11 protein-coding genes are annotated in these 14,760 nt (G+C 61.3%); 4 read left to right on the forward strand and 7 right to left on the reverse strand.

Features of this window, described 5'->3' with window-relative positions:
- Positions 1 to 15: 15 nt before the first annotated feature.
- The 4 genes from EOE18_RS18680 to EOE18_RS06895 are packed head-to-tail and all read right to left on the reverse strand — an operon-like array spanning position 16 to position 2,646.
- A complete protein-coding gene (locus tag EOE18_RS18680; RefSeq protein ID WP_220445981.1) occupies positions 16 to 261 on the reverse strand; it encodes a 3-keto-alpha-glucoside-1,2-lyase-like domain-containing protein in 246 nt (81 codons plus the stop codon).
- The gene (locus EOE18_RS06885; protein WP_220445982.1) at positions 228 to 863 is read right to left on the reverse strand and encodes a 3-keto-disaccharide hydrolase; all 636 of its coding nucleotides are present in this window, start codon (positions 861 to 863) and stop codon (positions 228 to 230) included. Before EOE18_RS06885 ends, EOE18_RS18680 begins: the two co-directional genes overlap by 34 nt.
- Positions 860 to 1,330 carry a heme-degrading domain-containing protein gene (locus EOE18_RS06890; protein WP_127707611.1) on the reverse strand — a complete coding sequence of 157 codons (471 nt, stop codon included), beginning with the start codon at positions 1,328 to 1,330 and terminating at the stop codon, positions 860 to 862. Before EOE18_RS06890 ends, EOE18_RS06885 begins: the two co-directional genes overlap by 4 nt.
- Before the next feature lie 26 nt (positions 1,331 to 1,356).
- Positions 1,357 to 2,646: an MFS transporter gene (locus EOE18_RS06895; RefSeq protein ID WP_127707612.1), complete on the reverse strand. Its 1,290-nt coding sequence runs from the start codon at positions 2,644 to 2,646 to the stop codon at positions 1,357 to 1,359.
- A gap of 174 nt (positions 2,647 to 2,820) precedes the next feature.
- Between EOE18_RS06895 and EOE18_RS06900 the strand changes: the two genes are divergently transcribed.
- From EOE18_RS06900 to EOE18_RS06915, 4 genes are all read left to right on the forward strand, one after another.
- Complete coding sequence (locus tag EOE18_RS06900) at positions 2,821 to 4,917, forward strand: outer membrane protein assembly factor BamB family protein (RefSeq protein ID WP_127707614.1); 2,097 nt, start codon at positions 2,821 to 2,823, stop codon at positions 4,915 to 4,917.
- Positions 4,918 to 4,930: 13 nt separating this feature from the next.
- On the forward strand, positions 4,931 to 5,971 hold the full coding sequence (locus EOE18_RS06905) for a Gfo/Idh/MocA family protein (RefSeq protein ID WP_164852686.1): 1,041 nt from the start codon (positions 4,931 to 4,933) through the stop codon (positions 5,969 to 5,971).
- On the forward strand, positions 5,968 to 6,747 hold the full coding sequence (locus EOE18_RS06910) for a hypothetical protein (RefSeq protein ID WP_127707618.1): 780 nt from the start codon (positions 5,968 to 5,970) through the stop codon (positions 6,745 to 6,747). The genes EOE18_RS06905 and EOE18_RS06910 overlap by 4 nt, the downstream gene beginning before the upstream one ends.
- Positions 6,748 to 6,824: 77 nt before the next feature.
- Complete coding sequence (locus tag EOE18_RS06915) at positions 6,825 to 7,472, forward strand: TetR/AcrR family transcriptional regulator (protein ID WP_164852687.1); 648 nt, start codon at positions 6,825 to 6,827, stop codon at positions 7,470 to 7,472.
- A gap of 48 nt (positions 7,473 to 7,520) precedes the next feature.
- On the opposite strand, the gene EOE18_RS06920 is transcribed toward EOE18_RS06915, so the two are convergent.
- From EOE18_RS06920 to EOE18_RS06930, 3 genes are all read right to left on the reverse strand, one after another.
- Positions 7,521 to 9,755, reverse strand: coding sequence for a TonB-dependent receptor (locus EOE18_RS06920; protein WP_246027304.1), 2,235 nt, complete (start codon positions 9,753 to 9,755; stop codon positions 7,521 to 7,523).
- A 386-nt stretch (positions 9,756 to 10,141) separates the two neighbouring features.
- A complete protein-coding gene (locus EOE18_RS06925; protein ID WP_127707622.1) occupies positions 10,142 to 11,578 on the reverse strand; it encodes an efflux transporter outer membrane subunit in 1,437 nt (478 codons plus the stop codon).
- The gene (locus EOE18_RS06930) at positions 11,578 to 14,760 is read right to left on the reverse strand and encodes an efflux RND transporter permease subunit (RefSeq protein WP_127707624.1); all 3,183 of its coding nucleotides are present in this window, start codon (positions 14,758 to 14,760) and stop codon (positions 11,578 to 11,580) included. The genes EOE18_RS06925 and EOE18_RS06930 overlap by 1 nt, the downstream gene beginning before the upstream one ends.

Here is a 14,760-nt window from a genome sequence, read left to right on the forward strand (position 1 = left end):
GGGCCGGATCAGGGGTTACAGTTCCTTGATCCGGATGTTGCGCCAGCGACATTGGGCGCCATGGCCCCAGCGTGCATCCTTGAACACGGGGTCATTGTCATGCACTTCCAGCGCGATATGACCGCGCGGGCCCAGCAGGTTCAGGATCGCTTCTGGATCATAATCGGGGGCCTGCATCGCGGCGGTGTCCAGTTCGGCGATTTTCACCCCGTTTACCCATGTGGTGATTATCGGCAAGGCACCCACAACGCGGATGCGCATTTCGTTCCACTCGCCCCATTGCCATGCTTGCAGAAATTCCTGCACATCGGCGGCATAGGACAGGCGGCCAATTGTTCGGGTTGCAGCGGTTCGTGGGAATCTTCGGGCGTATCGGCTTGCAGGCCGATCGGTTCGCCCGCTTCATTGCGTAACGCCTTGATCTTGAAAGGCGCGGCCATGAAAGAGGCCAGTCCATTGCCGAAAAAGCCTGCAATCCCGCCACTCTCGCGATGGTCCAGCAGGATCTGGAAACCTTCCCAGCTATCGCGTTGGCGGCGCACCATAATGCCGGTGTCGGCGGGCCAGTCGGGGCGCGCCTCGAGCACCAGTTCAAAATCGCCGAAAGTCTCCTCGGTGATCAGATAGCCGCCATAGCCGCTGCCGGCAAATTCCTGTTCGCCGACGATATAGCCATCTTCGACAAACCAATGCGCCGCGTGCTTTTCCGGTTCGACCGGCGCGGGGATGCCCCTTTGCGCCCAGATCTCGGCCACGGTGGGGCCGCCGGGGTAGATCGCGCCATAGACGCGCGGAATGGCGCGCCATCCTTGCAATGTCTTGCCATCGAACAAGGGGCGAAAACCGTCCTCCTGCAGCATCATACCTCTCCCTTTTGCTTGTTTTGCAATGCGGCCAATGCGGCCAGCACCAATTCGTGATCATCCAGTTGCGGCAGGCCCGAAACGCCGACCACGCCCACCATGCCGACATGGTCGACCAGAATGGGAACCGCGCCACCGGCGGCGGCATAGGTGGCATGGTCGAGGCCAAAGCGTTCGAACATGTCGGGCGCGGCGGAGAATTTGCGGTTCATGGCATAGCTGGAACATTGAAACCGCCATGCAATCGCCGCCTTGCGCCGGATCCAGCCCGGATTGTCGGATGTGGCCCCGGGCAAAAGCGCGGTGAACAGGCAAGTGTGGCCCAAAGTAATCTCTATTGCGACGGGAGCGTTGATGGCGCGTCCTGCCTCGCGCAGATAGCTGCCCAGCCACCACGCGTCATCGGCGTTGAAACGGGGGAGGGACAGGGCCTGCTCCCTTGCGAGCAATGTGTCTAATTCAGTCATGGTACGGGGGCCTTTTATGATGAGGTCTATCGGACATTGCGAATGGGCAGGATGGCCAAAGTGCCCGCAGCGGCGAACAAGGTGGCCGCCATGAACATGGCGTCGTAATTGGCGCTGCCACCGCCAATTGCCAGAAACAGCGGCGCGATGGCGGGGGCCAGCGATTGGGGCAGGCTATTGGCAATCTGGATGATGCCCATATCCTTGGCTGCGCTGGATTTGCTGGGCAGGACGGTGGCGCTGATGGCGGTGGCCAGCGCGTAAAACACACTTTTCCCCACGCCCAGCACGATCATGGCCAGCATAAAGGGGGGCAGCGAATGGGTCTGCGTCAGGATGGCCAGCCCCAGCGTGGCGACCAGTCCGGTGATCACCACCAGCGGCTTCATCCGACCTGTGCGGTCTACCAGCCAGCCTGCCACGGGGGTCAGGATCAGGCTGATGACCGCGACGGTGGAGGTAATGCCCAAAAGCGCGCGGGGGACTTGGCCGGAGACGATGCCGATGACATCGATCAGCACAAAGACCTGATAGGTCTGGGCAAAAGCATTGCCGGTGGCCAGAAGAAAGCGACTGGCGAAAACGCAGCCAAAGTCCCAGCTTTTGAACGGATTGACGCGGAACACCGAAAAGACGCTGGCCAGCGAAATGCCTTCCTCGCTTTGTGATGGGGCATCGGGGATGATGGCGAACATCAACACATTGGCCAAAAGGCAAGGCAGCCAAGGCACCAGAAACATCGCGACGCTGCTGCCCAATGTATATTGTGTCAGGAAGGTGCCCGCCGCGGTCGCCAGAATGGTGGTCAGCCCCAGAAGGGATGACATGCGCCCGCGTTGGTGTAGCGGGACCTGATCGGGCAGCAGGGCATTGATCGCCGCCTGCGCAGCGTTTGATCCCACCTGACAGATGACCCAGCCCAAGCCGAACAACCAGATCGAGGTGGTGAGCGCCATCAGCATCAACCCTGCCAACAGGAATAGAGCGCCAAGGCTGATCCAGAGCCGACGACGGCCCAGACGCGATCTTGTATGGTCCGACACTGCCCCCCAGAAAGGCGCGGCGACCATGGCAAAGAACGCGCCGATGGACATGATGCTGGCCAGATAGGCGCTTTTCTGGTCGGGCGGGGCTATGGTGCCAATGCGCATGGCGATGGTGATGGTCACCGGCGTCAAAACGGCCAGCCAATGCGAGAACTGGATGAAGGCATAGACCGCCATAAAGGCGGGCGAGACAGAGGCCTGCTCGCTGGTGGCAGGATGGTTGGCGGGCTGTTTGATGCCCTCGCTGGTGGCATAGGTGCTTTGCGACATCCTGTCTGTCTCTCTCTTCCCTTTTGGCCCGACCTGCCTGTGATTCGCGCAAGCTTCAAAGAAGGAAAGCGCCGTATCATCAGGGGTATGGCCATGTTTTTGCCGATGATTATCGGGCTGGCTTTATTTTTTAATTCTGATAAATTATCTCATAACAAGCCGTGGAGGAAGAGGATGCGCAGCCGCGCTGAGAAAAAAATTGTCCCGCTGTTGGCGGGTGGTCTGGCCTTGTTGCCCCTTGCCGCCGGATTGAGCGCCAAGGGGGGCGGGGATTGGGCCAGCTATCATGGTAATCCTGCAGGGGATCACTTCTCCAGCCTGACGCAGATTACCCCTGCCAATGTCGCCCAATTGCAACCGGCGTGGCGGATCGAGACTGGCGAGGGCGGATTGCAGACCACCCCCTTGGTGATCGATGGCGTGCTTTATGCCCTGACGCCGGATCAGCAGGTGTTGGCGGTCGACGGTGCCAGCGGGCGTAAGCTGTGGCAGCGTAAATTGCCCGACAGCAACCTGCAGCCGGTGCGCGGATTGAGCTATTGGCATGTGGGCAAGGAGCAACGCCTGTTGGTGGGGGCTGGGCAATATCTCCATGCGCTCGACCCGAGCAGCGGCGCTTCGATCAAATCCTTTGGCGATCATGGCCGCATAGACTTGCGCGCTGGTTTGGGGCGTCCGGTTACCTCAATTGCCTTGGCGCTGACCACACCGGCTACCATCTGGGGCGATCTGGCGATTGTCGGTTTCCGCACAGCCGAATCCGCGCCTGCCGCCCCCGGTGCGATCCGCGCCTATGATATTCGTAGCGGGAAATTGCGCTGGACCTTTTTCTCCATCCCCCATGATGGGCAAAAGGGTGCCGACACTTGGCCCAAGGGCGCGTGGAAGACCGCCGGTGGCGCCAACAATTGGGCGGGCATGGTGGTCGATACGGCGCGCGGGATTGTCTATGCCCCGCTTGGCTCCGCGGTCAGCGACTTTTACGGCGGGGATCGCAAAGGCGATAATCTCTATGCCAATTCGCTGGTGGCGCTGGACGCGCGCAGCGGCAAGTTATTGTGGCATTACCAATTGGTTCATCACGATATTCTGGACCGCGATCCGCCCAGCCCGCCGGTCTTGCTGAGCGTGATGCAGGAAGGGCGCAAGGTGGATGCCGTGGCGCAGGCCACCAAACACGGCCAATTGTTCCTGTTTGATCGGGTGACCGGCAAGCCGCTCTTCCCGATTGACGAGGTGCCTATTCCGCAAAGTCAGGTACCCGGCGAGGCCAGCTCTGCGACCCAGCCCATGCCGCGCCTGCCCGAACCCTATGCCCGTCAGCGCTTGACGGCGGATATGTTGACGCAGCGCACGCCTGCCGCGCATGAAGAGGCGGCCAAAGCCTTTGCGGGGCTGGTCAGCGATGGTCCTTTCGCGCCTTTGCGTGTGGGGCAAAGCACGGTGGTGTTCCCCGGCTTTGACGGCGGCGCGGAATGGGGCGGGCAAGCCATCGCGCAGGGCAAGGGCATCCTGTATATCAACGCCAATGATGTGGCCTGGACCGGCGCTCTGGCACCGGCAGCGCAGGGGCAGGGTGCCAGCCTGTACCAACAGAATTGCGCGGCCTGCCATGGCATGGACCGCAAAGGTTCGGCCGGCGCCTTCCCCTCGCTGGAGGGTGTGATGAAGCGCTATCTGGACGGGGATGTCGCGGGCATCATCCTGAAAGGCAAGGGAAGGATGCCCGGTTTCGGGCATCTGGCGCCGCAACTGGGCAATTTGCTCGATTATTTGCGCCATGGGGATACGCAGAAGACGGAGTTCGCAAGCGGCGAGGCCGGTACGCAGCGTTTCATCTTCACCGGCTATCGCAAATTTCTCGACAGCGAGGGCTATCCCGCCATCACCCCGCCATGGGGTACGTTGAGCGCGATAGATATGAATAGCGGGCGCTATCTGTGGCGCGTGCCGCTGGGCGAATATCCGGCCTTGAGCAAGGCCGGTTTGGCCCCGACCGGCACTGAGAATTATGGCGGTCCGATTGTCACCGCCAGTGGCCTGCTGTTCATTGGCGCCACGATTTACGACCACCAGATGCGCGCCTTTGACGCGGCCAGTGGCAAGATCCTGTGGTCGGCCACTTTGCCGCAGGGCGGGGTGGCCACGCCGGTCACCTATATGGCCAAGGGCCGCCAATATGTGGTGATCGCCACCAGCAACAGCCGCGAGGCCAAGGCGCCTGCCGGATCGGGCTATTCGGCCTTTGCCCTGCCTGTGGCCAAACATTGAGAGGATGAGGGCGATGACACAAAGATGGGGAGTGGGGTTGGTCGGATCGGGTCTGGTGACCCGTTCGATCCATATTCCGGCGCTGGCCGCATTGGGCGATTTGTTTGCCTTGCGCAGCCTTTGGGACGTTAATCCTGCGCTGGCACAGGCCACAGCGGCCAGTTGCGGGGCGCAGGCTGCACCCAGCCTTGAGGCCATGCTGGCCGATCCGGCGATTGATGTGGTGATGATCGGCAGTCCCGCGCAATTCCATGCGGGGCAGGCGATCGCGGCTTTGCGCGCGGGCAAGAAAGCGGTGCTGGTGGAAAAGCCTTTGTGTTCCACTCCGCAAGAAGCCGAGGATATCGCGCAAGTCGCGCGCGAGACGGGCGGATTGGTGTTGGTGGGGGCGATGCATCTGTTCGACCCTGCATGGCGCTTTATGGAGCAGCAGGTGGCGGCGCAGGATAGTGCGCCCTCGCTGATCCGTTCCTGTATCATCCTGCCCCCCAACGGGCGTTTCGATCAATGGGCCAGCGAGGAAATCCTGCCTCCGCCTCCCGCCGGATCCCCGCCGCTCTTGCGCAGCGAGGTGATGATGATGGAGGGGGCGATCATGGGCTTGGCTATCCATGACCTGCCCTTGGTGCGTCGCCTGTTGCGCGATGATGCTGGGGTGCAAGTGACCAGCGCCAAGCGCCTGTCGCCCTTCGGCTATATGCTCAGCATCAAGGCCGGTGAGCAATTGGTCGATCTTTTCGCCTTTATGCATGGCCATTGGCGCCCCGAATGGACGCTGACCGCCACGGCATTGGATTGGCAGGCCCATGCCGAATTCACGCCCTCCTTTGTGATGGCAGGGTCTGGCAGCGCCAGTTTCACCGCCAAGGGGGCCAGCCATGCGATGATCCCGCAAGCCGACAATGGCTATGCGGGCGAGTGGCAGGCGATCGCGGCGTTCCTGTCGGGGGAAGCCGCCCCGCCCGACCCGCAGGATGTGGTGCGGGACTTTCTGTTTGCTCATGCCATCGCGCAACAGGCCTGCGCTTTGGTGGCCAAGGAGATGGCGCAATGAAGCCGATGTTGGTGGCCGGTAACGGTTTGAGCGCCAGTTTCATGGCGTCACTGGTGGCGTCTTTGCCGGTTTCCTTGGCGCAGGGGGAAGGCGATGTTGTGTTGTTGCAGGGCGCCGGCGATTGGCCAGCGCGTTTGATGACGACCTTGGCGCAGGGGGCGAAGCGGATCATCCTGCTCGACCCTGCTCCTGTGCCAGAACTCGGGCCTGTGATCGAACAGGTCGAAGCGGCGGGGGCGCTCCTGCTTTTGTGCGAGACCCACAGTGATAATCCCGCAGTGGCGCCTTTTGCCGCCGGTCTGCAACCGGTTTTCAGCACGGTGACCGTCGAGGCGCAGGGAGAGGACGATCTGGCCAGTCTCTTGCTGGCGCAGATCAGGGTGGCGCGCGGCATGGGAATGACCATGGGCGAGCTGTTGAATGCCACTGCGGGTCAGGATCAGGCTTTGGCCATGTTGGCGGCGCGCCTTCGCGGGCAAGAGGTGCTGCTACGGCTTGGTGCGGTGCGTTGCCGCGCGGGCTTGGCGCGGTTGCGGTGGATGGCGCATGGGCCGACCGACAGCGCTTGTCTCGAACTGGACAGCAGCGGCAAACCGCGTCCGGTCGTGGCTTGGCATGTGAACGGTGATGGCATGCGCAATATGCCCAGCCTCTATGAAAACGCTCTGCGCAGTATCTTGCGCAAGGCGGTGGCCGGTGCATGGCCCGCCGATACGCAGGCCTTGCGCGATTGGGCAAGCGATGCGGCTTTGGCTCTGGCCATAGCCCAAGGCTAGGCAAACAAGGCAAGGGTTGCTGCTGGCGGGCAGCCCTTGCCATTGTATGCGATGGGCTCTTGAGGCAGAAGGCGGCCATGGAAAGCTCTCAAGCCAAACCTTCGCGGGCGAAAAAGGCGCCTGCTGCAAAAACCGCAAAATCGGTTAAGGGCAAGGCGCCGGTTGGCGCTTCTCCCAAAGGCGCGGCCAGACGCGAGGAGATCCTGAGCGGTTTGATGGACAAGATTGCCCAGCAGGAATTGCGCAACCCTTCCTTGCGGGAAATCGGGCGGGCGCTGGAGTTGGAACCGGCCCACATCCTCTATTATTTCAAAAGCCGCGAGGATTTGCTGCAAAGCGTCATCATCCGCTGGGACGAAAATGCTGCGCAATATGCCGATGGTCTGGCGATGACGCTGGACAATTTTGCCGAGCAGGTCCGGCGCAATATTGCCATACCCGGCGTAGTGCATCTCTATCTCACCTTTGCCGCCGAAGCGGTTGATCCCGCCCATGCCGCGCATGACTTTTTCCGCCAGCGCTTTGATCGGGTATGCCAGACGTTGGAACAGCGGATCGTCGAGGAACAGCGACAGGGGCGCATAGCTGCCGATGTCGATCCTGTTTCCAAAGCGCGCCAGTTGATCGCCTTGTCCGACGGTTTGCAATTGCAGTCGCTGGTCGATCCCAAGGTGGATGCAGCGCAAGTTTTGTTCGATGCGATAGGCGATTTGCGGCAATCGTGAGCAAGAAAAGGCAGGAACTGCGTCTACAGTCCCTGCCTTTCGCGCGATTTAGAACTTGATACCGGCGCGGGCACCAAAGGTCAGCGGATCGGCAAAATTGACCGTGCCAAAGAAGCCCGATGTGGCATTGGTGACTGTCACCTTGTTTTCCAGATTATTGACAAAGGCGCTGATGTAATAGCGCTCTTGCGGAGCGGTATAGGTCAGCGTCAGATCCGATTTGGTGAAGGAGGGCTGATAGAAATAGACATAATTGCCCATATCGGTCAGCTGATAGCGGCTGCTGAAACGCGTTTGCCCCGAAGCCACCACTTTGCCTTCGCCCACCGGAATAGTGTAATTGACACCCACCGTACCCGACCATTTCGGGCTGCGATCCAGCGGCCGACCGGCAAAATTGACGCCCGGGGTGGGGATGAACTGGGCATAGCGGGCGTTGAGGTAATTGAGCGCCAGATGCACGGCCAGATTGTTCATCGGGCGCAATTCGCTGTCCAGTTCGATACCATTGACCTTGGCCGAAGCGGCATTGCGGGTTACCTGACAGGGCAGGTTGCCACCGGGGCCACAGATATTGGCGGTCTGGCTCAGTTGCAGGCCTTGGTAATTGTAATGGAACACCGTGCCGTTAAAACGGATGGCGGGGTTGAGGCGCAGTTTGAAGCCGGATTCAAAGGCCGTCAGTGTTTCGGGCTGATAATAAAGCGCATTGGCGTTCTGGCTGCAACCGGGGCCGGTTCCCACTTCGCAACCATCATTGAAACCGCCCGCTTTGTAACCGGTCGAAACCGAGGCGAAAACCAGACCGAGCGGCGTGTCATAATCCACGCCAAGGCGCCATGTCAGCTTGCTGAAGCTGCGCTTGGCGGCGGTCACTTCCTGTGTCGAGCGGCTGATGAACGTGCCCAGATTATAGGCATTCTGGATGTTGCTATAGGTGTCGACGACCGTCGAGCCATAGCGCGACTTGGTGTCATTGGAATAGCGCAGACCCGCCGTCAGCTTCAGACCATCTGCCAACTTATAGGTCGCCTGACCGAAAGCGGATTTGTTTTCCGAAATGGTGGGGTTGCGCAAAAATCCAAAGGCGGTGTTGGGCCCCAACAGGTTGTACAGGTCCAGCACGATGTTCGAGCGCTCTTTGAAATAATAGCCGCCAACCTGTGCCTGCAACGGGCCATCACCGGTCAGAGCCAGACGCAATTCATGCGAGGTCTGCCAGTAAAGGCCGGGGAAAGCGGCCATGACATTGCCATTGGCATAATTGAAGATCTCGTCACGCTTGGACTCGCGATAGGATCCGACATAGGTGGCGCGCAGCTTGCCCATGTCATAATTCAGCTCGCCCATGACGCCTTTGTCATCATTGTTGCGGCGGCTTTGTTGGCCTTGGGCAACCGACAGGGTGCGATAGGCACGGCTAGAGCGATCCAGCAGCACGGGCGGGTCAAATGTCGGGCGAGCGCCGGAAACGATATTGGCATAGAAATTTTCGGGCGGAACGCCTGCGTCAATCGTGCCTTTCGATTTGCTGTAATCAGCCACCAGATAGATGTCGAGATTGCTGTTAGGTTGCCATAAAAGCGACAGGCGGGCGGCCATGTTCTTCTTGAACGGATGGAGCGTCACGCCATCGGCAAGATTGCCATCATAGACAAAATTATCCCGCCGATCGAGATTGACCGCCGCACGCAGCGCCAGCGTTGGCGACAAAGGCGCGTTGATCACGCCGGTCAGGTTGAGCGTGTTGTAATTGCCGTAAACCGCATCCAGCGAAGCGCCCAGTTTGAACTTGGGACGCGCGCTTAACACATTCACCACGCCTGCGGTGGAGTTACGGCCATAAAGCGTGCCCTGCGGGCCGCGCAGCACTTCCACGCGCTCGATGTCGAAAAAGCTGACCTCCTGCGCCTGCGGGCGGGCAATATAGACGCCGTTCAGCATGAAGGCCGCCGAAGGGTCGCCCTTTTCGGTGTTGTCGGTGGAGGTGACGCCGCGAATGGTGATCTGCAGGCCATTGTTGCGGTTGATGGTGAGGTTGGGAACGGCGGTGTCGAGCTGGGTGGGGTTGCTGATGCCCGCTTTGGTTAGTTCCGCGCCGCCAATGGCGGTCATCGCGATTGGCGTTTTGGACAAAAGCGAGGATGTGCGGGTGGCGGTCACCACGATATCGTCATTGGTGGGTGCTGGTTTGGCATTGCCTTCCGCCGCCATCGCCTGCCCGGACAGGGCAAGGGCGGAACAGCTCAACAGCGCCCATCTGAAACCGATTACACTTCGCATACCATCTCTCTCCTTGTGATGGTCCCCTTGACCTATGGGTCTATCGGGGGGTGTTGGGCTTGGCCCGAAAATGCTGAATGCCGCGTAGGCGCAGGTTGCGCCGGAAATCGGCTCTCCTTGCGGTAACCGATTCCATTACGCAGGCTAAAGCGCCACTCCAATGGGGCACTACGGATTTAGCAATTAAGTCAGGGTCATTCCTGAAGCGGGCGTCGAATGCCCTTGGCTATCCTGCACATATCCATCCCCCAATTGGCCGCGGCATTTGTCTTGTCTGCGTGCTCGACTCATAATTTAATCGAATTAAAATTAATCGCAAGCTACGATTTTTCCCAAATGTCGACGGATAGGGTGGCAAGCACCAAGCTCGCCCGCCACCCCGTGGCTTACTTTCCGGCCGCTAAACGCTCTACCGCCGGCGCCTCCTGCCATCCGCCGCCCAGCGCCTTGAACAGGCTGACTTGCGCCAAGGCACGGTCGGAGGCGGCGGCAATCGCCTGACCGCGTGCGCTGGCCAGACTGCGCTGGGCATCGAGCAATTGCAGGAAATTGTCCGACCCCGCGCGGAAACGGGTCTGGGTGAGGCTGGCAGCCTGTTCGCTGGCCTTGGCCGCCTCGTTCAGCGCATCCTCGCGGCGGGCTGCGCCATCCAGACGTGCCAGCGCCTGCTCGGTTTCCTGCAAGGCGGTGAGCACGGCCTTGTCAAAACCGGCCAGCGCGGCATCGGCCTGCGCGCGGGCCTGACGCAGCCTTGCGCGCGGCGCGCCATTGAGCGGCAGGCTCCAACTGATCAGCGGCCCGGCTGAATAGGTGGTGGTGGCCGCAGCGCCCAGATTGGACAGGCTGGGCGCATTGAGCCCCACCGTGCCCAGCAGCGTGATTTTGGGATAAAGATCGGCCTTGGCCATGCCTATACGCGCCATATCGCCCGCCAATTGCCTTTCGGCAGCGCGCAGATCGGGGCGGCGCGCCAGCAGCGCCTGCCCGTCACCCACGGGCAAGGGTTGGCGCGGGGCGGGAATGGCGGCGCAAGTGGTGGCAGGGCTAGTCAGCGCTTCGGGACGCTCGCCGGTCAGCGTGGCCAAAGCATAAAGCGCGGCTCGCCTTTCGGCCTCCAGCGTGGGGATTTGCGCTTCGGCCTGCGCTACCAGCGCCTTGGCCTGCGCCACATCACGCTGGGTGCCGCGCCCGCCTTGCTCGCGTGCCTGTGTCAGCGTGAGCGTGCGGCGTTGCAAGTCCAGCGTATCACGCGCCACCGCCACTTGCGCGCCATAGGCGCAGGCCGTGACATAGTAGCGCGCCGTATCCCCAGCGACGCTGACCCGCGCCGCATCGAGCAAGGCGGCGGCACGGGCATGATCGGCCAGAGCTGCTTCGATGCCGCGCCGCACCCCGCCCAGCAGATCCAGCTCATAGGAGGCATCCATGGCCGGCGAATAGAGTTGGCCGCTAAAGGTTCGGGCGGTCAGATTGCCGTCGCGATCGCTGACAATGGCACGCGAACGCAGGCGTTGATATTGCGCCTGAGCCGAGGCTTCGGGCACCAGCCCCGCCCGCGCCTCACCCAGTGAGCCCCGCGCCTTTTGCAGATTGGCGGCCGCGATGCGCAGGTCGGCGTTATGGCGCAGGGCCTTGTCGACCAGATCATCCAGCGCCTTGTCTTCAAACACCTGCCACCAGCGGTCAGGCAGCGGGTCGGGCGCTACCCCTTGCCCGCCGCTTTCGGCCAAAGTGATGGGAGGCAGCGTAGCAGGGTGATAGTCCGGCCCAACGGCACAGGCGGCCAACAACAGGGGCAGGGGTAAAGTTAGGAACAGTTTCATCAGATCGTCTCCCCTTCGGGGGCTGGCGCAGGCTTGGCAACGCGGCGCCAACGGGCAAGGCGCGCGTTCACCGCATCGCCCAGATTGCGCGAAAGGACATAGAAGGCAGGGGTGAACAGCAGGCCCAAGACCGTCACCCCGATCATGCCAAAGAACACCGCCACGCCCAAAGCCTGCCGCATTTCCGAACCCGGCCCATTGCCGATCACCAGAGGCAGGCTGCCCAGAATGAAGGCGATGGAGGTCATCACAATCGGGCGCAGACGCAGGGTGGAGGCCATACGGGCCGCCTCGCGGCGCTCCATGCCATTATCCTCATTATGCTTGGCAAATTCCACGATCAGAATGGCGTTTTTCGCCGCCAGACCCACCAGCACGACCAAACCGACTTGGGTGAGGATATTGTTGTCCAGCCCCATCAGATTGACCCCCGCAATCGCGGCCAGCAAACAAATGGGCACGATCAGGATGACCGCCAGAGGCAGCACCAGACTTTCATAAAGCGCCGCCAGCAGCAGGAACACCACCACCACCGCCAGCCCAAAGGCCAGCGTACCGGTGTTGCCCGCCTGCTTTTGCTGCAAGGCCATTTCGGTCCATTCATAGCTGTAACCGGCGGGCAAGGTCTCTTCGGCAATGCGCTCCATCGCGGCCAGAGCCTCGCCGCTGGAATGGCCAGCAGAGGGACCACCCTGCAATTCGGCGGCGGGATAGAGGTTATAGCGCACCACGCGATGCGGGCCGCTGTCATTCTTCAATGTCATCACTGCGCCCAAAGGCACCATGGCGCCTGAATCGGCACGGGTGCGCAGTCGCCCCACATCGGCCTGAGCATCGCGATAGGGCGCATCGGCCTGCGCCGTCACCCGATAGGTGCGGCCAAGGAAGTTGAAGTCATTGACATAAGACGAGCCCAGATAGGTGGCCAAAGTGCTGAACACGCTTTCCACCGGCACGCCATATTGCTCGGCCTTTTGCCGGTCGATATCGGCGAACAGGCGCGGCGTATGGGTGTCAAACAAGGTGAAAGGCGCGGCAATCGCGGGGTCTTGCGCGGCCTTGGCCACCAGAGCTTGCGTGACCGTTTCCAGATCATGCAGGCTGCCGCCCGTTTGATCCTTGACCATCATTTTGAACCCGCCCGCATTGCCAATGCCACGCACCGGAGGGGGCGAGATGATCAGGATATTGGCCCCGGTGATCCCGCCCAAGGCCTTGCGCAATTGAGCGGTCACGTCATCGGCCGAGGCGCGTTTGCCCTTGGGCTTGAGCACGGTGAACATGGCGGCGGCATTGGTAGCATTGGTCTGGGTGATGGCATTCATGCCCGAAAAGGCCAGCGTGCCCGCCACCGAGGGGTTTTTGAGCGTGATGGCTTCGACTTGTTTCAACACCGCATTGGTGCGGTCAATCGAGGCACCGGCAGGCAATTGGATGATGCCGATCAGATAGCCCTGATCCTGCGCGGGGATGAAGCCGGTGGGCGTGGCGGAAAAACGCCATGCGGTCAGCCCGATCAGGCCCGCATAACAGACCAGGACCATGGTCAGTCCGCGCAAGGCGCGCAAAGTGTAGCGGCCAAAGCGCTCACCGATCCAGTCAAACGCGGCATTGAAACGCCGCGCACCGCGCGCGGGCCATCCGCGCCAGCCAGCAACCGGCTCGCCATGGCGCTTGGGGCGCAGGATCAGGCTGGCCATCGCGGGCGAGAGCGTGAGTGAGACAAAGGCCGAGAAGGCGGTAGCACTGATGATGGTCAGGGCAAATTGTTTGAAGAACTGGCCCGAAATGCCGGGGATGAAGGTGGTGGGCAGGAACACGCCAATCAGCACCAGCGCAATGGCAATCAGCGCGCCGGAAACCTCATCCATCGTCTCATGCGCGGCATCGCGGGCGGAGAGGCCCTGTTCCATCAGGCGCTCGATATTCTCGACCACCACAATCGCATCATCGACCACAATGCCGATGGCCAGCACCAGCCCGAACAAAGACAGATTGTTGAGGCTGTAGCCAAAGGCGGCCAGCACCGCGAAAGTGCCCACCAGCGAGACCGGAATGGCGATGATGGGGATCAGTGAAGCGCGCCCGCTTTGCAGGAAGACCAGCACCACCAGCGCCACCAGCACGATAGCTTCCACCAGCGTATGCTTCACCTCCTCGATCGAGGCGGCGATATATTCGGTGGGATTATAGGGGATTTGATAGGCCACACCGGCGGGGAAGCTCTTGGACATTCCCTTCATCTCCGCAGCGACCGCCTCGGCAGTGGCCAGAGCATTGGAGCCGGGGGCCTGATCGACCGCGATATTGATCGTTTCCTCTCCGCTGTTGAAGGCGTTGAGGCTGTAATCCTGCGCGCCCATTTCCACGCGGGCCACATCGGACAGGCGGATTACACGGCCTTCGTCCAGACGCTTGATGACAATCTGGCTAAATTCCTCGGGGCTGGTCAGGCGGCCCTTGGCAGCAATGTTGAGCTGAAACGCATTGCTGCCCTTGTTATAGGGGGGCTGGCCCAGGGTGCCTGCGGAAACCTGCGTGTTCTGACCGCGGACGGCGGCAACAATCTCGTCGGCGGTCAGGTTCAGCGCAGCGGCGCGGTCCGGATCGATCCATATCCGCATGCTGTAATCACGCGCGCCAAACAGGCGCACATCGCCCACGCCATTGATGCGGCGCAGCCGGTCGACCACTTGGGACGTGGCGTAATTGGACAGATATTTCTGGTCCAGCGAATGGTCCGGCGAGGTGAGCGTGATTGCCATCAGCAAGTCAGGCGAGCTCTTTTTGACGGTCAGACCCAGCTGGCGCACCTGTTCGGGCAGGCGTGGTTCGGCGGTGGCCACGCGGTTTTGTACCAAGACCTGCGCCTGATCGACATTGGTCCCTGGCTTGAACGTTACCGTAATCGCCAGATTGCCATCGCCCGACGAGGATGAGGACAGGTACAGCATCCCGTCCACGCCATTGATCTGTTCCTCGATCGGCGCGGCCACGGTCTGCGCCAGCACATCGGCAGTCGCCCCCGGATAGGTGGCGCGCACCACCACCGTGGGCGGGGCGATTTCGGGATATTGCGCCACAGGCAGGCTGGGATAGGCGATCAGGCCCACCAGCATCACTAGCAAGGACAGCACGGCCGCAAAGATCGGCCTGCGGATAAAGAAATGGGGGAAGCGCAT

Origin of the sequence: Novosphingobium umbonatum, assembly GCF_004005905.1 — a bacterium.
Classification (GTDB): domain Bacteria; phylum Pseudomonadota; class Alphaproteobacteria; order Sphingomonadales; family Sphingomonadaceae; genus Novosphingobium; species Novosphingobium umbonatum.